The organism is Chlorogloea sp. CCALA 695 (assembly GCF_003003885.1).
Classification (GTDB): Bacteria; Cyanobacteriota; Cyanobacteriia; order Cyanobacteriales; family Chroococcidiopsidaceae; genus Aliterella.
Genome location: NZ_PVWN01000037.1, coordinates 1 through 18,325, shown reverse-complemented (window position 1 = coordinate 18,325; position 18,325 = coordinate 1). Strand labels below are relative to the sequence as shown.

General features: G+C 42.0%; 19 protein-coding genes and 2 riboswitches. Of the genes, 14 read left to right on the top strand and 5 right to left on the bottom strand.

The window, feature by feature from the left end; genetic code table 11:
• Positions 1–197 precede the first annotated feature (197 nt).
• Entirely contained in the window at positions 198–1,220 is a 1,023-nt protein-coding gene (locus tag C7B70_RS16790) for an aromatic ring-hydroxylating dioxygenase subunit alpha (RefSeq protein ID WP_106370161.1), read from the top strand.
• Between the two features lie 119 nt (positions 1,221–1,339).
• Here the strand turns inward: C7B70_RS16790 and uraH are convergent, their stop codons facing one another.
• Together uraH and hpxO are read right to left on the bottom strand one after the other, a co-directional pair.
• On the bottom strand, positions 1,340–1,693 hold the full coding sequence (gene uraH / locus C7B70_RS16785) for a hydroxyisourate hydrolase (protein ID WP_106370160.1): 354 nt from the start codon (positions 1,691–1,693) through the stop codon (positions 1,340–1,342).
• A gap of 3 nt (positions 1,694–1,696) precedes the next feature.
• Positions 1,697–2,860, bottom strand: a complete 1,164-nt coding sequence (gene hpxO, locus C7B70_RS16780) for an FAD-dependent urate hydroxylase HpxO (RefSeq protein ID WP_106370159.1) — start codon at positions 2,858–2,860, stop codon at positions 1,697–1,699.
• Positions 2,861–2,889: 29 nt separating this feature from the next.
• A riboswitch (Glutamine riboswitch) is annotated at positions 2,890–2,966 on the top strand.
• A gap of 37 nt (positions 2,967–3,003) precedes the next feature.
• Here hpxO and C7B70_RS16775 point away from each other — a divergent pair.
• The 6 genes from C7B70_RS16775 (at position 3,004) to C7B70_RS16750 (ending at position 8,500) form a co-directional block, all read left to right on the top strand.
• Positions 3,004–3,249 (top strand): hypothetical protein, encoded by a 246-nt coding sequence (locus tag C7B70_RS16775; RefSeq protein WP_106370158.1) that lies wholly within the window; start codon positions 3,004–3,006, stop codon positions 3,247–3,249.
• 765 nt (positions 3,250–4,014) lie between these two features.
• The gene (locus C7B70_RS16770; protein WP_106370157.1) at positions 4,015–4,260 is read left to right on the top strand and encodes a hypothetical protein; all 246 of its coding nucleotides are present in this window, start codon (positions 4,015–4,017) and stop codon (positions 4,258–4,260) included.
• A gap of 20 nt (positions 4,261–4,280) precedes the next feature.
• Positions 4,281–4,676, top strand: a complete 396-nt coding sequence (locus tag C7B70_RS16765) for a hypothetical protein (RefSeq protein ID WP_106370156.1) — start codon at positions 4,281–4,283, stop codon at positions 4,674–4,676.
• Between the two features lie 87 nt (positions 4,677–4,763).
• Complete coding sequence (locus C7B70_RS16760) at positions 4,764–5,963, top strand: ISAzo13 family transposase (RefSeq protein WP_106370183.1); 1,200 nt, start codon at positions 4,764–4,766, stop codon at positions 5,961–5,963.
• 65 nt (positions 5,964–6,028) lie between these two features.
• Positions 6,029–7,759, top strand: a complete 1,731-nt coding sequence (locus tag C7B70_RS16755) for an iron uptake porin (RefSeq protein ID WP_106370155.1) — start codon at positions 6,029–6,031, stop codon at positions 7,757–7,759.
• A 9-nt stretch (positions 7,760–7,768) separates the two neighbouring features.
• Positions 7,769–8,500 (top strand): aspartate/glutamate racemase family protein, encoded by a 732-nt coding sequence (locus C7B70_RS16750; protein ID WP_106370154.1) that lies wholly within the window; start codon positions 7,769–7,771, stop codon positions 8,498–8,500.
• Here C7B70_RS16750 and C7B70_RS16745 read toward each other — a convergent pair.
• On the bottom strand, positions 8,497–8,913 hold the full coding sequence (locus C7B70_RS16745; protein ID WP_106370153.1) for a gamma-glutamylcyclotransferase: 417 nt from the start codon (positions 8,911–8,913) through the stop codon (positions 8,497–8,499). The genes C7B70_RS16750 and C7B70_RS16745 overlap by 4 nt on opposite strands.
• Before the next feature lie 12 nt (positions 8,914–8,925).
• A complete protein-coding gene (locus tag C7B70_RS16740; protein WP_199192319.1) occupies positions 8,926–9,630 on the bottom strand; it encodes a GntR family transcriptional regulator in 705 nt (234 codons plus the stop codon).
• 128 nt (positions 9,631–9,758) lie between these two features.
• Here C7B70_RS16740 and C7B70_RS16735 point away from each other — a divergent pair, with 128 nt between their 5' ends.
• The 5 genes from C7B70_RS16735 (at position 9,759) to C7B70_RS16715 (ending at position 15,639) form a co-directional block, all read left to right on the top strand.
• Entirely contained in the window at positions 9,759–10,931 is a 1,173-nt protein-coding gene (locus C7B70_RS16735) for an ABC transporter ATP-binding protein (RefSeq protein ID WP_106370151.1), read from the top strand.
• Positions 10,932–10,938: 7 nt separating this feature from the next.
• On the top strand, positions 10,939–12,225 hold the full coding sequence (locus C7B70_RS16730) for a PotD/PotF family extracellular solute-binding protein (protein WP_106370150.1): 1,287 nt from the start codon (positions 10,939–10,941) through the stop codon (positions 12,223–12,225).
• A 131-nt stretch (positions 12,226–12,356) separates the two neighbouring features.
• Positions 12,357–13,934, top strand: coding sequence for an iron uptake porin (locus tag C7B70_RS16725; RefSeq protein ID WP_199192318.1), 1,578 nt, complete (start codon positions 12,357–12,359; stop codon positions 13,932–13,934).
• Between the two features lie 26 nt (positions 13,935–13,960).
• On the top strand, positions 13,961–14,818 hold the full coding sequence (locus tag C7B70_RS16720) for an ABC transporter permease (protein ID WP_106370148.1): 858 nt from the start codon (positions 13,961–13,963) through the stop codon (positions 14,816–14,818).
• 2 nt (positions 14,819–14,820) lie between these two features.
• Positions 14,821–15,639, top strand: a complete 819-nt coding sequence (locus C7B70_RS16715) for an ABC transporter permease (protein ID WP_106370147.1) — start codon at positions 14,821–14,823, stop codon at positions 15,637–15,639.
• A gap of 52 nt (positions 15,640–15,691) precedes the next feature.
• On the opposite strand, the gene C7B70_RS16710 is transcribed toward C7B70_RS16715, so the two are convergent.
• Positions 15,692–16,009: a hypothetical protein gene (locus C7B70_RS16710; RefSeq protein ID WP_106370146.1), complete on the bottom strand. Its 318-nt coding sequence runs from the start codon at positions 16,007–16,009 to the stop codon at positions 15,692–15,694.
• Between the two features lie 34 nt (positions 16,010–16,043).
• A riboswitch (Glutamine riboswitch) is annotated at positions 16,044–16,099 on the bottom strand.
• Positions 16,100–16,454: 355 nt separating this feature from the next.
• Here C7B70_RS16710 and C7B70_RS16705 point away from each other — a divergent pair.
• Positions 16,455–16,709 carry an amino acid ABC transporter ATP-binding protein gene (locus C7B70_RS16705; RefSeq protein WP_199192317.1) on the top strand — a complete coding sequence of 85 codons (255 nt, stop codon included), beginning with the start codon at positions 16,455–16,457 and terminating at the stop codon, positions 16,707–16,709.
• Between the two features lie 3 nt (positions 16,710–16,712).
• A complete protein-coding gene (locus C7B70_RS16700) occupies positions 16,713–17,957 on the top strand; it encodes a Zn-dependent hydrolase (RefSeq protein WP_106370145.1) in 1,245 nt (414 codons plus the stop codon).
• Positions 17,958–18,325 lie beyond the last annotated feature (368 nt).

The following is an 18,325-nucleotide window of genomic DNA, read 5'->3' as shown; positions in this document are numbered from 1 at the left end:
GTTACTGTTGAAGTTTAAATTTTTAGGGCGATCGCATTTATATTTTGCAACACTTTTATCCTCTCTTGAATACTGTATACAAAATCTGTGATTTCAGATACAGAATAAAAAGTGAAAATGTTGATTAATGTGGGCAGTATGCAATTAGTTAACCAACTAAAATCAAACCTGAGCAAATCCCGGCTTCCTTAATTATTATGTTAGTTACAAAACAACCTGTACTCCGAAAGTTTTGGTATCCAGCAATTCCAACTACAGAACTTTCAAGCAGTCCTAAGCCTTTTGAGCTACTGGGTGAGAAAATAGTTATTTGGTTAAATGCAGCCGGGAAACCTGCCGCCGTTCAAGACCGATGCTGTCATCGTTCGGCGCAACTAAGTATTGGCAAAGTGGTAGATGGCAATATTTGTTGTGCTTATCATGGCTGGCAATTTGATAGTGAAGGCGCGTGTGTATGCGTACCACAATTGAAAAAAGACGAGGTAATTTCTGCCAGCTATAAAGTACAATCCTATCGATGCACGGAGCGTTACGGCTATGTATGGGTGTGTTTGGGAGAGCCACTAATTGATATTCCAGAGATTGACGAAGCTACAAAGCCAGATTATCGGTTGCTGCATGAATTTTATGAACCTTGGAAATGTGCAGCATTGAGGGTAATGGAAAATGAATTTGATTTAGCTCATCCTACTTTTGTACACACTACTACTTTCGGCAGCGAAGAACATCCCATTCCTGAATTGATGAAACTTACAGAAACAGAATGGGGATTGCACGTACATGGTGTTTTGGGGGTTGTAAACCCAGAATTACAACAACAGAATTTGAAAATGGAAGCGAAACAAACCTTCCGTACCCTAGACATGACTTGGTTTATGCCTTTTACTGTCAAGCTGCAAATTACTTACCCAAACGGATTGACTCACATCATTATTAATACAATGACACCAATTAATGATTCAACTTCCCAAATGGTACAGTTTTGCGTCCGCAACGATACCGAGGCAGATACAAAAAGCAGCGATGTAGTTGCTTTCGACCGTGCCGTAACCTTGGAAGACAAGCATATATTAGAGACAACCGATTATGATGTACCTCTAAGCGTGAGTCAAGAGCAGCATATGTTTACAGATAAACCAGGAATAGTTATGCGGAAAAAGCTGGCGGCTTTACTAAAAGCACATGGCGAAGTAGAACAAACTAAAAGTAATAATTGCTAAATTTAGCAAAAAATCTGGCATCACCCAATTCAAGGCGTGAAAACGATAAATTTGTGACTTCAAAACCAACGCTAGAGACGTTGTATTGCAATGTCTCGTTGCTAAATTCATACATTTAATCAACTTCCTCGGTAAGTGCTGTATGACCAAGGCGAAACTAATAAAGGTACGTGATAGTGAGCGGTAGTGTCTGCAATGCCAAATTGAATAGGTACGCGATTGAGAAATGGCGGATTAGGTAGTATCTCTGGATAAGACGCAAAGTAATCGCCAACTATAAAGACTAATTCGTATATCCCAATCACTAAATCTTCTGTTAGCAAAGGGTTGTCTGTACGTCCGTCAGCATTAGTTATGGTCGTTTTGTGCAAAGTTTTTTGACCCGATTCACTCAATCCCCACAATTCTAAACGGATGCCTTTTGCTGGACACCCGTGCGCCGTATCTAAAACGTGCGTAGTAAGTTTTCCCATTATTTAGTTTAATGGTCCGGCTAGAATTGTTTTAGAAATCGCATCCATAATATCTGTCCCATCCTCGTGTTTTAGGGCTTCGTACCACTGTTGAGTAACTTCTGGTGCTTTGCCATGAGTCATATCTGATCGCTTCCTAGCTCTAGTAATAATGTCTGCAACACGATCTTTTCGGGCGGTTTCGTAACGTTTTAAAGCATCGGCGACGCTAAGATTTGTAGTTTGTAAGTAATTTGTCAATACTAAAACATCCTCCATCGCCTGACAGCCACCTTGTCCCAAGTCTGGTGCTGTACCGTGCGCTGCATCGCCTAATAATGCTACGCGATCGCGTACCAATGTTTGCAATGGTTCAATGTCATGAATTTCCACGCGATTAGTCTTCATGGGATCGAGGCGCTGAATTAATTTTTGCACGGGTTCTGCCCATCCTTTAAAAAAGCTGCTTAATTCTTCTCTATAAGTTTCTGGCGAACTTACGCTACCTTTAGGCATTGGGACATCAAAGAAAAAATAATAGCGATCGCCTCCTACAGGCATCATAGAGGCTCGTTTGTGTTCGCCCACATACACTGCCCAAGTGTTACCAGGTGCTAGATCATCACTTGCAGTTACTAATCCATTCCAGTTAACATAACCCACATAGCGCCGCTCGATTGCTTTACCTAGAACGTAGCTACGAATTACTGAATGAGTTCCATCCGCACCGATTAGCACATCGCCTGTAGCTTTGTGTCCATCCTCGAAAGCAGCTGTAACGCTATTGGAGTCTTGCTCAACTCCAATACATTTAGCATTAAGGTGAACGTTATTTGCCCCCAATGTATTGAGTAGCATTTCCTGTAAATCAGTCCGTGCTACCGGATACGGTTTTTGTCCTACGCGATCAATTAGCGGCTGTAAACTAAAATCTGTGAGCTTTTCCCCGGTATGGCTGTAGTATACCGTGCGCTCCATTTTCCCGCCAATACTAGCAATTTCTTGGCTCAAACCCAAACTATTTAAGACTTTGACCCCATTTGACCATAGCGAAATTGCCGCTCCTGCTGGACGTATTTTATTAACTTTTTCGTAGATTTCTACTTTATACCCCGCTTGACGCAGCGCGATCGCACTGGTCAAACCGCCCATTCCTGCCCCAATAATTACAACTTTTAAATCTTTCATGCTAAAATGTACCTAAATATACAGAATATTTCGTTCATCTTCTATTTAAAAAACTTTTTACATTAAGGAGAAGACGGAAGTAAGGTTAATCCTGAAGGAACGCGCCTCAATCCACAACTATTTGATTTAGGAGGGAGGACGTTATGAACGTTCAATGGCAACGATATAAAGAGCTAGAGCTAGTTCCCGATACCATCTCTGTGCCAAAGCGCCAAGGTTTGCAATTACTTCCCTTAACGGCGGTTTGGCGAATTTTTGTAAACGCTTTAATGTGGGAACACTTCTACGAGCAGCGAACAGACTATCTAGAAAGGTGTTGGGAACTAAATAATCCAGGCAAGAGCGAGGTTTCTTTAGCGTTGCAAAAGCTTTTGAGGTTGATGAATTAAACATACACGGCTAAAATAGCTGTTTTTACCATCTTGCTATTGACAAGTTAGTACATTTTTAGGTGTTCTTTGCTGTATACTGTGTTCAGTATCTAATATTTCAACTGATTTTTTCAGTTGAAAGAGCAAAAACTAAATATTTTCAGGGGTATTACAAAGATTTTTCTTTACTTAGTAGTTCTCCTTTATTTTTTGTCTGTAATTTGGCAAAAGTTACCTTAAGCAATTATAATTCAGCAGATTCGTAGAAGTTATTATTATAACTTTAAACAAACTTCTTTAATTAGTTTGCTACTTAATAAATTAGCTCAAAATCATTAATCAAAATAGTAGTACAGAATACAAAATCTATTTTTTACTACTGGTTTAATTGGAAAAGTAACTAGCAAATACTACTTGTAGCAAAAGTTGCAAGTGAGAATTTAATGTTTGCTGAAAACTATGTAAAAGCTAAAAATGAGTATACAAAAAGCAGACTAATGGATATATCTTGAAAATATCACACAGATTCAGTGCATTAATTTTTGTTCTGCATTTTTTTATGCCTAAGTGTTTTGCTTAGATGCCCTAACAATGCAACAGTGGATAAAGGTAATAAATCTATCTTTTTCGATCCGTCAGGCACAGCAATAAGTGTTGCGAACATTTATGAAGCAACTTCAATAACCCAGGAAGATATAGTTTCTGACGCGAGTAAATTTAGCAAATCAGCTTTAAAAAAGCTCCGGGGTTTAGTAGTTTTTCGTACTCAAAAGTGAAGATGGATTGAGAGTATTAACTTTAACTCAATGGCAGAATCCTGATAGTTACAAAACATTTTTAGCCCAGCCAACTACAGAATTAACCAAAACCGATAAAGAGGCAATGGAGGCAATTACACCCACTTGTACCCTAGCGCTGACCACTGACGAAATTCAAGCACCAGAGGGGATAGTTCCGCCGCTTAGGAGCAAAAAAAATTTAGTCCAATTTGATGAAATTGCGATAAAAGCTTCGGAAGACAAAACTTAATATCAATTTTCTTTAGCACAATGGTTTTGCTAAATCTAGCAATAGCTGATGGAGTTCAGGCACAGCCATTTAATGTCACAACGTTACTGGGAATTGCTGCCGTTGAAACCACCAACCCAGGAGAAATTATTGAGCAACTAAAAACTCAGCTTGAGACAATTTTGACCCCAGAGCAACGCGAAAAATTTCAATTTGCGATTATTAACAGCAAAGTAAGCGCCCGTAAAGCGTTGAAAACTTTATCACTTACGCCCAAACAAAAATCTGAATCGGTAGCAAGCTTTAAGTCTTTGCCCAAAAAAGATATTTTTACTTCCATGACTCCAGAGAAAAGAAAGCAGTTAATGTTTCTCAATAAAGGGCAACGCCATAGTCACTTTGTCTGTGATGGCTCATTAAAAGCGCAATCACATTAGAGTATTCCAAGAAATAAATGATCCTGAAAGCTGAGATACTGAGGAAACAATCAGCGTGCAGTCTATACTATGCCTCCAGAATCCCTAATCCAACTGACCGACAGTCTTAAGTCTTTGTATATCAAAACAGCCAAAAGGTTAAAGGGAAGCGACCGACGGCAATTTATGGCAGAAGTCGTTAAAAGTTTAGGTTTTGGAGGGCAAATAATTGCGGAAGGGGAATTGGGATGGAATAGACGCACAATCCGCAAGGGGATGCAGGAGTTAGAGCATGAAATGTCGATTGCTGACAGCTTTAAACTAAGAGGACGCAAGCCGATTGAACATCAACTTCCAAACTTAGTAGAGGACATACGGTCAATAGTAGACCCACAAAGTCAAACAGACCCTACCTTCAAAAGCACCCGATTATATACTCGTCTTTCGTCAGCAGAAGTACGCAGGCAACTGATTGAAGTCAAAGGATACAGGGATGAACAACTGCCAACAACCGAGACTATTCGACAACGATTGAACTTGTTAGGTTATGGTTTAAAACGTGTTGCCAAAACCAAACCACTCAAACAGATTCCAGAAACAAAAGCTATATTTGAGTCAGTTAATCGCATTAATGAGGAAGCAGATGATAACCCAACGACGCTAAGAATTTCCATCGATGCCAAGGTGGCAGTTAAGGTTGGTGAATTCGACCGAGGGGGTAAAACCCGTGTCAACACTGTTGCCTTAGACCATGATTTTCCTTCAGCCGCTTCCCTCACCCCTTACGGTATCTTTCTTCCCGAATTAAATGAGCTATCTTTATTCTTTGTCAAGTCCAGATTGACCGCTGATTGTATTGTTGATTTATTAGAAGACTGGTGGTTGAGTGTTAAAAACCGCTTCACTCACATCCGCAGATTGGTCATTAATCAAGATAATGGACCTGAAAACCACTCTAGACGTACTCAGTTTATGTTTCGCATAGTCGAATTTGCCAACAAATTTCAACTGACGATTCAACTGGCTTATTATCCCCCGTATCACAGTAAATACAATCCGGTTGAGCGTGCTTTTGGATGGCTAGAACAACATTGGAGTGGTAGCTTGCTTGATACTGTTGATGCAGTCTTACGGTTGGCTTCAAGTTTAAGCTTCAAAGGGAAAAATCCTGTTGTTATCTTAGTTGAGAAGACATATCACAAGGGGGTTAAACTTAATGACTTAGCCATGGCAGCAATTGAAAGACAACTCCAACGTCTACCAAATCTGAAAAAGTGGTTTGTAGAAATATTCGGTAAGCCTACTTAAGTTTTTGAATCATTTATTTCTTGTAATACACTTAATTGAAATAATTTTTGGTGTGGGGAATATCAATGAATAATCAACTGTTTAAACTGGTTACTCCAACAAGAGTTTTAATATATTTATTAATGGTAGGTTTGGGAATGTCCGCGCGATCGCCTGTTGTTGCCCAACAACTCAAACCAACTTCGGAAGATGACGTAAATTTACAGCAGACAGAAGAAGTATCACAAGTTACGTCTGTATCTCAATTATCAGATGTACAGCCTACAGATTGGGCATTTCAAGCCTTGCAGTCATTAGTCGAAAGGTATGGTTGCATTGCTGGGTATCCCGATAGTAGCTACAGGGGAAACCGCGCTTTAACTAGATACGAGTTTGCGGCAGGGTTAAATACTTGTTTGGATAGAGTTAATGAATTGATTGCAACGGCAACTACAAGCTTAGTCACTAAAAATGACTTAATTACTCTCCAACGTCTGCAAGCGGAATTTGCTGCCGAACTTGTATCAGTGCGCGGACGCACTGACGCTTTAGAAGCGCAAACAGCCGAACTAGAAGCTAATCAATTTTCTACCACAACAAAATTGACTGGTAACGTATATGTTAACGTTACCGGGGCTTTTGCTGGCGGAGATATTTTAGCTGAGGGGGAAACAGCTTTTAGGACGCAACCTAGAACCAGTACCACTGTTCGGCAAATTACAGAAGACCCGAATATTACTTTAAGCAACTATGTTTTTCTCAACTTTACGACTTCATTTACTGGCAAAGATAGCTTAGTTACGCAATTAGTCACAGGAAACGGCAACTCTCCAGCTAATGAATTTGTTTCGGCGGGCTTATTTAACACCCTTGGCGTACCTTTTACCGACCAAACTGGTGTGACAGGAGCGCCGGGTAACGTCGTGCTGCGAGAATTGTTTTATAACTTTCCCCTTGGCGATCGCTTGCGGGTAGTGGTGGGATCGAGAGTCAACTGGTATCGCTACTTTGACAACAACCGTTTTACCTTCTTTTCGGCAGGTGCAGGCAGCTTCAATTCTAGTGGTAGCACCTTACTAAACGCTGTAGATAGAGGTTCTGGTGCAGCCGTATTATGGCAAATCAGCGATCGCCTGCGCTTGAATGTGGCTTACTTAGGCGAAAACACCGAATTTCTCAGCAGCAACTTATTCAACTCCTCTAGCAATCCCCGTCAAGGCCTATTTAGTCCCACTAATACACTGACCGCAGAGTTAACGGTTGCTCCAGTTAAAAGTGTAAATTTGCGATTTTTGTACAACCGCTCTCATGTTAGAGCGATCGCCGGGCAAATTGGTGGCGCAATTGGCGAACCTATTTATGGATTTGCCGATGATGGTTTTGATGGTGCTATTGATAATGCTATAGGTGATACTTATGCGTTCAACTTCGATTGGTTAGTTGCTGACGGCTTTGGTCTATTTGGCCGCTATGCTTACGGTAGTACAAATATAAAACCCCTAACTGTAGGTAGACCAGATGGCGAAGTAAATGCTCAATCAGTTCAATTAGGGGCAGCATTTCCTGACTTGGGCAAAGAAGGGGCGCTATTTACCCTCTCTTATCTCATTCCTTTTTCTGTAATAGATGGGCGAAACTTTCTGGTATCCGGTGGCGGTGATGGCGGAACACAGTATGAATTTGAAGCCACTTACTTCTATCCCCTAAGCCAAAATATTGCTCTAGTTCCAGCTTTCTATTGGATCGGCAACCCTAATAATTTCGGCGACAACCCAAATATCTATGTAGGTAATCTACGCGCTCAATTTAGTTTTTAAAAATCCTAGATGAAAATCAAAGTCATCAACCCTAACACTACTGCCAGCATGACTGAGAAGATTGGCATAGCGGCTCAAGCGGTGGCAAGTTGCAGTACAGAAATTATTGCTTGCAATCCGTCAATGGGGCCAGTTTCTATTGAGGGACATTACGATGAGGCGTTGGCTGTAGTGGGATTGCTAGAAGAAATCCGCAAAGGAGAAGCAGAAAGTGTAGATGGTTACGTTATTGCTTGCTTTGGCGATCCGGGTTTACTAGCGGCCCGTGAATTGACGCGAAGTCCTGTTATTGGCATTGCTGAAGCTGCTATGCACACAGCTAGTTTAATTTCTACAGGCTTTTCAATTGTCACTACTTTAAGTCGAACCCGAATTATTGCCCAACACTTAGTAGAAAACTATGGCATGACTAAATTTTGCCGCAATATCCGCAGTACGGATTTAGCCGTTTTAGAGCTAGAGATAGATGGTAACGCTAGAAAAATTATTACCGACGAATGCCGCCAAGCTTTGGTTGAAGATGGGGCAGAAGCGATCGTCCTAGGCTGTAGTGGGATGGCGGACTTAGCAAAAGAGATTAGTCAAGAGATTGGCGCACCTGTAATTGATGGAGTTGGAGCAGCAGTTAAATTTGTGGAGGTTTTAGTTAGTTTAGGGCTAGAAACAAGTAAAGTTGGTTCTTTAGCTTTTCCAATTCCTAAGCCCTATACGGGGACATTGCAAGGGTTTACGGTTTTTTAAACTTTGCTGCCAACACCTGTAGATTGCTTGTAAGCTGCCCAACCGCCGTAATCGGAAATATCTAGCCAGTTATATTGTTCTACTAATCCTTGTGGGTAGAGCATGGCAGTAATTGCTTCACCATCGTTCAAAATTACATCGGAGGGGTACATATTTGGCGGTTCGGTAGCTAGTAAATACTCGTATTGTTCGGTTGTGAGTTCGTACACTTCCCCAGGAATAGAAATCCCTTGGTTATCGACTTCATATATAGCTGGATGCCAACCATCTCCCGCCGCGTGTAAGCGGTAACTAGGACAAGTTGCCGCAGTTTTGACAAATTTTGCTGATTGTAAGTTTTTGTGGTCTGGTTGTCCTCGCAAGGCTGAACCGCAGATAAATACGAACTTGGAATTGACGGAATTTTGAGTCATGGGTAAAAATCCTTATTGGGCGGCTTTGGTGTCTTGCTGTAATTGCTCTACTTCTTTGATTACGCGTTCTTTACTAGCGATTAAATGCTCTCTAACAGCTTTAGCTGCGGCTTGAGAATTGCGCTCGCGCACTGGTTCATAAATCTGTCGATGTTCGGTACGAATCTCTAACACTTCCGGATTATTTTTTGTGGTTTGAATCCTCAGTAGTTGCATTTTATCAAATACTCGATCTAATAACGATACTAGCCAAGAGTTTCCCGAACTTTTCGCTAGTAATCGATGAAAGCGATAATCCAAGTCGAGCAAGCGAAAACTGGTTAATGGCGATGGTTTGCTCATTACTAGCTTTTCTGCCTCCTCTACCATCTTTTCGAGTTCTTTTAGTTGCGCTTTTGTGGCATTTCGACAAGCTTCCGCTACTGATAGCTGCTCCAGGGCAATGCGGCAATCGTATAACTGTGCCGCATCGGTTACAGAAATAGTTGCCACGCACAAGGTATCGTTGACATCATTAGCAATTAAATTCTCATGTTGAAGTAACTGCATTGCTTCCCGAATTGGCGTTCGGCTAACTTGTAGCTGTTTTGCTAGTTGAACTTCTACTAATCGCTGTCCCGGCGCTAGTTCTCCTGAAAGAATTGCTGTTTTTAGAGCTTGATAAGCTTGCTCTTGCAGTGATTGATTGCGTTTAAGACTTCGCGGCGATAGTGACAATATCTTCCTCCTTACTAATTTCTGTAAATGTACTTGTCTATACATTTATTCTTAAACAATATTTGTATACAGTATATAACAGCTTTTTCAAGCACTGCAACCAGCATAATCTGCAAGGAGCATGACTCGTGACGACAGAACTTAAGCCTAGATATCTCAATAATTCTACAATTCAACAAGTATTGGCAGAAGCTGCCGCCGGAGTTGCTTTGCGCTCGGTAACAAAAAAATATGGTGCAGTTACCGCCGTAGAAAATCTTACCTTAGATATTGCTGCCGGAACTTATTGCTGTTTGTTGGGGCCAAGTGGCTGCGGGAAAACTACAGCCCTGCGAATGGTTGCAGGACACGAAAATATTACAAGCGGAGATGTTTTGATTGGAAATCGTCGGGTTAATGATATTCCCGCCGCCAAACGCAACACCGCGATGATGTTTCAAAGTTATGCTTTGTTTCCTCATAAGACAATTTGGGAAAATGTGGAATTTGGGTTGAAGATGCGGAAATTGAAAGAAAGCGACTTGCAAACTAGAGTTGGAGAGATGCTAGAACTCGTGGGTTTAAGTCATGTCGCCCAGCGAAAGCCTACAATGCTAAGTGGCGGACAACAGCAACGAATCGCTTTAGCTAGAGCTTTAGTTACCCGTCCTCAAGTTTTGATGCTGGATGAGCCTTTGAGCGCTTTAGATGAAAACTTGCGAGTACGGATGCGTACAGAGTTACGCAAAATTCAAAAGCAATTTGGCATGACGTTTATACAAGTTACGCACCATGTAGAGGAAGCATTTTCGCTTTCTGACCAAATTGTAGTGATGAGTCACGGACGCATAGATCAAGTTGCAACGCCGGAAGAACTGTTTGATACTCCAGCTTCCCAGTTTGTCGCCAAATTTATGGGAGACAACAACATTTTTACAGGCAAAGTAGTAAAAAGTATTAGTGATAGCAGCTTGGATTTAATTCAACTAGAAGTAGCAGGTGTTGGCTCGATATTTTGCCGAGGACACGCTGTAGCAGTGGGAACAGAAGCCGCGTGTTCAATTAGACCCGATTTAATGTTTATAGCTCCTTATGCTCAGATTCCGGCTAAGTCATCACTGAGTGCAAACGAAATATCGGCGAGGATTACAGCCGTAGAAATGACCGGGTATGTAACGCGAGTTTCCTTGATGCTCGAAGCCACTGGGCAAGAGTTACTTTACAAAGTTCGTACTGAAGATTGGCGAATCAATGACTTGCAAGAAGGTCAGTTAGCAATTTTAAGTTGGTCGAAAGATAACTGTATTTTTCTAGCGTACTAATAACACTATGACTAAAATTAGTCGGCGTAAAGCGATCACCTACGGATTGGCGGCGGGGGGAACTATGCTGACGGCGGCTAGTTGCCAACCCCGAAGAGGGCCAACCATAATTACCAACAAGATTAAAGATGTAACCTTACGCTTGATTGGTTCCGGTGCAGCCCAAATTAACGATATCCGCGTTCAGGCGGAGAAAGATTTGGGTTTTAAAATTAATATGCGTGCTTTGAGTACCGCCGAGAATATCCAAATTGCAATTACTCAGCCCAAACAGTACGATATTTTCGATGGTGAATATTTTAGCTTGCCCCTAGTTGTTCCCTCTGGAAACCTGCAAGCCATTGATATCAGAAAAATTAAAGAGTTTGACAAAATAACGCCGATTTTTACAACCGGTGAATTGTACCCCGGTGCAAAAGTAAATACTTCTCAAGGGACAGCCCCCCGTAAAGTAGTGTTTCTTAAAGATAAAGATTCAACCGAACTTGCTACCGCGCCGACCGACTGGGCGACAATGATCCCCTTTCAGTACAACGCTGACACCTTGGGCTATCGTCCCGATTTAGTCGATACAAAAATTGAGTCTTGGGCAGATTTATTTGACCCTAAATTTAAGGGCAAAACTTCTCTCTTAGATATTCCCTCGATTGGGATTATGGATGCGGCGATGATTATGGAGTCATTGGGGCTGATGCAGTTTGGCGACAAAGGCAACATGACCAAAGAGGAACTCGATAAAGTAACGGATCTTTTGATTGAGCAAAAGCAAGCGGGACAGTTTCGGGCTTTTTGGAAAACCTTTGATGAATCGGTTAATCTCATGTCTTCCGGAGAAGTAGTGTTGCAATCAATGTGGTCGCCAGCAGTTACCGCCGTAAAATCTAGGGGGATTCCCTGTGTTTATGCTCCTTTAAAAGAAGGCTATCGAGGCTGGGGCGGGGGTTTGGGCTTGTCTAAAAATCTCTCAGGGATTCAACTAGATGCCGCCTATGAATATCTCAACTGGATGCTAGATGGCTGGGTTGGTGGGTTTTTGAGTAAACAAGGTTATTACAGCGCAGCGCCCGAAAATGCTCGAAAGTTTATGAAGCCGGAGGAGTGGGATTTTTGGTACGAAGGGAAACCCGCAGCTATAGATATGATCGATCCTTTTGGCAAAAAAATTGAGTCTAAAGGCGCTTTGCGTGATGGTGGTTCTTTCACCGAACGCATGGGGAACGTAGTTTGCTGGAACTCATTTATGCAGCAGCAAGTTTACCTCGTTTACAAATGGACAGAATTTATCGTCGCGTAGAAGATGTAGAAACGTAGCAGTGCTACTTCTCTACAAAAGATTTATTAACTGGTGTGAGGGAGCAAATGTTAAATTTTCTTAGGCATTGTCTAGGACAAAGTTGTGCTGTTTTTGGTTCTCTAGGAATCTTTATGCAAGTTACCAGTGCGAACGAATCTCCACTTACAGAGCAAGTAGATCCCTATACCTTACAAGCACAAGTAACTTCTGTCTCTCAGCTATCTGACGTTCAGCCGACCGATTGGGCATTTCAAGCATTACAATCTTTAGTCGAGCGCTATGGCTGTATTGCAGGTTATCCCGATGGCACTTTTAGAGGAAACCGCGCTTTAACTCGTTACGAATTTGCGGCGGGGATGAACGCTTGTTTAGACAGGGTAAATGAATTAATTAGTAGCGGAACTTCTAACCTAGTTACAAAAGCAGATTTGGCTACCTTGCAAAAACTCCAAGCAGACTTTGCAACCGAATTAGCTGTAATTAGAGGGCGGGTTGATAGTTTAGAAGTCCAAACAGCAGAATTGGAAGCAAATCAGTTTTCTACCACAACTAAACTGATTGGTCATGCTGTTTTTGCGATCGCCGGAGCCTTTGGCGATGACAAGGCTGTTACTTCTGGAGCGGGAGTTCTCCCCCCTACTCCCGGTGAATTTGGTACGCCTGGAGGCGGTAGCACGCAACCAGCGCGAGAACCTGTAGATAACAATATATTTGCCTCGGCGCGGGTACGGTTAATTTTGGATACTAGCTTTACAGGCAAAGACCGCCTGATTACTAGGTTGCAAGCAGGCAATATACCCGCCCTGGGAAGGGCGACGGGTACAGCCATGTCTAGACTGGCTTTTACAGCAGATAGCAATAATGCGTTTTCTATTAACCAATTAGAATATCGCTTTCCGATTGGCGATAAAGCAACGGTATTTTTAGAAGCTTTTGGATTTTTAGATTTGTTTGTGCCTACTTTGCATCCCCTTGATGGCGACTACGATACGGTACTATCTGGTTTTGCTTTGCGAAGCCCCATTTACTTTCCTAGCGGCGTGACGGGAGCGGGATTTAATTACAACATTACTGACTCTATCAATATTGGCGGCGGTTATTTAGCCGGAAATCCCACCGCTAGTAATCCCGATACAGGCTTATTTGGCGGTCCTTACGGGGCGTTGGGGCAAATTACGGTTCGACCTAGCGATCAGTTTGCGATCGCACTTACTTATCTGCGCGCCTACGATGACGGTAGCGGGAATGCTCCCCCAGGGGGCTTTTTTGGTAGCGAAAATTCAGCTTTTCCTTTTGGTCTCAATGCTAGTTCTACCAATGGTTATGGCGTTGAAGCAGAGTATCGTTTTAGTCCTAAGTTTATCTTGAGTGGTTGGTATTATTTTGCTGATACGGCGGCGCAAGGCGGACCGAGCGACGGTTCGGATGCAAACATTCAATCTTGGGCAGTAGCTTTAGCTTTCCCTGATTTGGGCAAAAAAGGCAATTTAGGAGGACTTGTTGTCGGTATGCCTTCAAAAGTTACGAATAATGACGTTGCAGTATTTGAGGATCGGGATACTTCAATTATGGTTGATGCGTTTTACAAGTATCAAATTACAGAAAATATCGGCATTACGCCCGGTCTAATTGTGATTACCAATCCCGACCATAACGATGACAACAACACAATTTATGTAGGAGTGCTGCGAACAAATTTCAATTTTTAACCAAACCTATCACTTGATTTAAACCCATGCTGAAAACTTCTAACGCTTTAAAGCCTTACTTACTGGTTGCTCCCCAGACGCTAGTTTTTTTACTGTTTTTGATTTTGCCGATAATTGCGATCTCTATTGTCAGTTTTTGGAACTTTAACGGCTTTTCGATGACCCCCGGCTTCACCCTGAATAACTATTTGGGCATTTTTACATCTAAAGTCTACCTGGCAACTTATCTCAATACCTTCAAGTTTGCGGCGATCGTTTGGTTGCTCTGCTTGGCTATTGGTTATCCGGTAGCTTACTTTCTAGCTTTCCAGGTCAAAAGTTCGCAATGGCAAACTATTTTGTTTCTAATTTGTACCGTTCCTTTTTTGACTTCTAATGTAATTCGGATGATTTCTTGGATTCCTTTTTTAGGACGCGAGGGATTGATCAATCAAGGTTTGATGGGATTAAGGCTAATCAATCAACCAATTGAAGCGTTGCTATACTCGGATTTTTCAGTAATTTTAGCGATGGTACATCTTTATGCTTTGTTTATGGTTGCGCCAATATTTAATAGTATGATGCGAATCGAGCGATCACTTATCACAGCAGCAGAAGACTTAGGCGCGTCCCCTTTTCAGATTCAACAGCAAATAATTTTACCTTTATCAGCGCCAGGAATTGCGATCGGTTCTATCTTTATCATCACTCTTGTAATGGGAGAATTTGCCACTATGCGGATTATGAGTGGTGGTAAATCTTCCTCGGTAGGATATTTGATTAAAAATCAAATAGACAGCTTGCAGTATCCATTAGCAGCGGCTAATGCCATTGTGCTGCTAATTATTACGCTGCTAATTGTGTTTGGAATTTTGCGTACTGTTGATATTCGTAAGGAGCTTTAGACATGACACAGGGTACAAAAAAATCTCTTTCTGCTCATCTACTAACAGCATTTTTTGGGCTATTTGTTTTATTTTTATACGGGCCAATGTTCGCTATTTTTATCCTTTCCCTTCAAGGCCCCGAAGGACAATTAACTTTTCCCATGCGCGGGTTTAGTTTTCATTGGCTAAATGCAGTATTTGGACCGCAGCGTGTGGGAAATTTTGTCGATGCTTTTGGACGTTCTTTCAGCTTAGGTTTGCTGGTAACAGTGTTTACTGTTGTATTTAGCGTGATGGCGGGGTTAGCTTTCCGGCGACGCTTTTTTGGTTCTAATGCCGTTTTTTACCTGACAATTTCTAGCCTAATTGTGCCGAGTATTTTAGTATCTCTAGGCATTGGAATTGTGTTTAGCTTAGTGGGGTTAGACAATCAATGGTTTTCGTCGGCGCTGGCGGGACATTTGACTTGGACTTTACCCTTTGCTTTCCTAATTATGCTGGGAATCTTTGGGCGTTTTAATCCAGCTTACGAAGAAGCGGCCCGTGATTTGGGAGCAAGTGAAATGACAACGTTTTGGCAAATTGTCTTCCCTTTAATCGCCTCTAGTGTAATTGGTGTCGGGTTGCTAGGCTTTACGCTTTCCTACGATGAATTTACCCGTACTTCGTTAATTTCTGGAGAAAAAAATACCTTACCCCTAGAAATCTTCGGGATGACAACTAATGTCACATCTCCCGCTCTTTATGCTTTGGGGACGTTAACTACAGTGTTTTCTTTTGTCTTGATCGGAGTCGCACTCGTGGGAATTAGATTAATTTCCCGTCGTCAGTCACAATAGAAACTTGTGTCTGTCCTACCTCAAGGTGAGACAGACGTGCCAACTTAATTGTTTATCTTTCGATCTGTTGCCAAGTATAAGGCTTAAAATTTCCTATTGTTACGGCTGGGCGATAGTAAGACTCCTCAATCCAAATTCTTACTTCTGCTTCCGAATCAAAAGTAATTATTTCATTGGTTGCCGGATTGTTTGCTTTCCACCAAGTACGACCTCTGCAGTCGGTTTCTCTCCATACTCGAAGACCTTGGATATTTTGTTCGGTCATAGCTGCAACTATTTTTTGCCAAACTCTACTTAACCATGACTCGCGGTTTATACGGTTTGCTTCTAGTTCTCTACTATTAATTAGTTTTAGGTCTTTGTAATTCATTAATTCCGCCTCCTGAAGCGTGATCATTTTTTGAGGCGCGTTCCTTCAGTCCGATCTTACTTCCGTCTCTTTTACCAAGAGATGAACGCTTGTTTTTATTTCTGTATTCATTGTAACGAAAAAGTTGTTAATTTACTATCTATAATAAATTTTAATAAATGGCTGCGATTCTGATGTATAGCAAGATACAGTATTATCTTTTTACTTAGTGTATACAGTATTCAGTGCCAAAAAAATTCTCCCCCTGGATAGACGTATGGGTTAAACTTTCGATTTTTTTTATTGTGTAGGATAACTTAAGCTTATTTCTCAATGGGGCGATAGTTAGGGTGAGTGTATCGCTAATGGCGATTACTTCTAGTTTAGCAATTGGGATAACAGGAGCATTATGTAGAACTTCAAGAAATCTTTTATTAAATGGATTAACAGCTACCTATGTAAAGTGATGTTATTTAACGAATTAACCTTCGCTCTTACTTCAGACATGGTACGGGAAGTATTAAACGTGATGCGAGGTCTAGCTAATTCGGGAGTGAGAATAATATGCGTAACTCACGGAGTAGGGTTTGCGCGAGAATTAGCAAATCGCGTAATATTCCTCGCTGACGAAATACTGGTAGAAGACACTACCCCGATAGAGTTTTTAAACCGTTTCAAAGCAGAAAAAACAAAGAAGTTTTTAGCCCAAATTTTGCATTAAAACATGATTGTTACATCAGTTCCATTAATAAATAGTGATCGCCTAAATCGCAACATCGCCCAATTAGCCCAAATCGGTAAACTACCAAACGGTGGTGTAAGTAGAGTAGCTTTTACTCGTGAAGATATCCTCGCTCGTCAACTTGTACAATCTTGGATGATTGATGCTGGGATGACTGTCCGTATTGATGCGGCGGCTAATATTATCGGTACTTACGCCGGAAAAATAGCAGACGCAGGGGCTTTAGCTACCGGATCGCATATAGATACTGTCCCTGTTGCTGGACACTACGACGGAGTGCTAGGAGTGCTTTCAGGAATTGAAATGGTGCGAGTGCTGCATGAAAATAACATTGTCTTAGATCATCCTATCGAAGTTATTGTATTTACTGACGAAGAATGTACTGTTATTGGCTGTAAAGCAATGGCGGGTAATACCGTAAACGATCCAAATTATTACCGCCGCAATGATGAGACGGCTATTGAAGTTTGTTTAGAAAAAGCTGGCGGAGATTGGTCAAAAATAGCCACAGCTAAACGCAAACCGGGCGAAATCGCCGCCTTTGTAGAGTTGCACGTCGAACAAGGGGGAATATTAGAAAATACCGGGGAGGCGATCGCAGTTGTTATTGGTATTGTGGGACAGTATCGCCACACAGTCACAATTACCGGGCGACCAAACCACGCAGGTACAACACCAATGAATAAGAGAAAAGATGCCTTAGTAGCTGCGGCGCAGGTAGTGTTAGCAGTAAACAAGCTAGGAGTAGAAACACCTGGGGAACAAGTCGCAACGGTAGGATACTTGAATGTTTTACCCAATGCAGTAAATATTGTCCCAGCAAAAGTTGAGTTAAAAATCGATCTGCGCGACTTGTCTCAAAAGCATTTAGATAATTTACTAAGCGAACTAAAACAGCAGTTAATCCAAATTGCTGAGGCGACTAAAACAGAAATAGTTATAAATCAAGCTTTACACGTCTTGCCTACTTTGGCTCAAGCTAAGATTCTTGATGCGATTTCTCAAGTTTGTCAGCAACTCAATTTAAGCTACAGTTATTTACCTAGTCGTGCGGGACACGATGCTCAAGAAATCGGGCGCTTTGCTGACATGGGAATGATTTTTGTCCCTAGTCGGGCAGGAATTAGTCACGCCGAAGATGAGTACACATCTCCAGAGCAATGCAGCCAAGGTGCTAACGTACTACTGCAAACTTTCTTGAAGCTAGATCGGCTTTATCAAGCTTAACTTTCTTATGACCGCACATAAGGCGTATGCAACAGATTCGCCGCCTTGCGTTTAGCCGCCTCTCCCCGTCTGTCATCTCGCGCTGTTGCCACAGGACTAGCGTGACCTGCTAGTTTCTGCACAGTGCTAATGTCTGCCCCCTGTCCAGTAAATTACTGATAAATGTACGCCAAAAGTCATGCGGTGAGAAGGATGTAAGGTCTGCTTCGTTCCCCCGTTGCTGCAAAATATCTAACACCGCCTGGTCAGTCTATTCACCGCGCCTCAAGTCTGCTGCCTTTGCGCGTCGGGTAAAATAGCGCTCCAGGCTCATTCCCTCGCCAAATCAACCAATCTGTCAGCGCTGCTGCGACCCCGTCATCTAGGTA

Bases quoted from the DNA above. Each gene is read 5' to 3' on its own strand.
- C7B70_RS16790 (WP_106370161.1), top strand. From the start codon at position 198: ATGTTAGTTACAAAACAACCTGTACTCCGAAAGTTTTGGTATCCAGCA.
- uraH (WP_106370160.1), bottom strand. From the start codon at position 1,693: ATGGGAAAACTTACTACGCACGTTTTAGATACGGCGCACGGGTGTCCA.
- hpxO (WP_106370159.1), bottom strand. From the start codon at position 2,860: ATGAAAGATTTAAAAGTTGTAATTATTGGGGCAGGAATGGGCGGTTTG.
- C7B70_RS16775 (WP_106370158.1), top strand. From the start codon at position 3,004: ATGAACGTTCAATGGCAACGATATAAAGAGCTAGAGCTAGTTCCCGAT.
- C7B70_RS16765 (WP_106370156.1), top strand. From the start codon at position 4,281: ATGGTTTTGCTAAATCTAGCAATAGCTGATGGAGTTCAGGCACAGCCA.
- C7B70_RS16755 (WP_106370155.1), top strand. From the start codon at position 6,029: ATGAATAATCAACTGTTTAAACTGGTTACTCCAACAAGAGTTTTAATA.
- C7B70_RS16750 (WP_106370154.1), top strand. From the start codon at position 7,769: ATGAAAATCAAAGTCATCAACCCTAACACTACTGCCAGCATGACTGAG.
- C7B70_RS16745 (WP_106370153.1), bottom strand. From the start codon at position 8,913: ATGACTCAAAATTCCGTCAATTCCAAGTTCGTATTTATCTGCGGTTCA.
- C7B70_RS16730 (WP_106370150.1), top strand. From the start codon at position 10,939: ATGACTAAAATTAGTCGGCGTAAAGCGATCACCTACGGATTGGCGGCG.
- C7B70_RS16725 (WP_199192318.1), top strand. From the start codon at position 12,357: ATGCAAGTTACCAGTGCGAACGAATCTCCACTTACAGAGCAAGTAGAT.
- C7B70_RS16720 (WP_106370148.1), top strand. From the start codon at position 13,961: ATGCTGAAAACTTCTAACGCTTTAAAGCCTTACTTACTGGTTGCTCCC.
- C7B70_RS16715 (WP_106370147.1), top strand. From the start codon at position 14,821: ATGACACAGGGTACAAAAAAATCTCTTTCTGCTCATCTACTAACAGCA.
- C7B70_RS16710 (WP_106370146.1), bottom strand. From the start codon at position 16,009: ATGAATTACAAAGACCTAAAACTAATTAATAGTAGAGAACTAGAAGCA.
- C7B70_RS16705 (WP_199192317.1), top strand. From the start codon at position 16,455: ATGTTATTTAACGAATTAACCTTCGCTCTTACTTCAGACATGGTACGG.
- C7B70_RS16700 (WP_106370145.1), top strand. From the start codon at position 16,713: ATGATTGTTACATCAGTTCCATTAATAAATAGTGATCGCCTAAATCGC.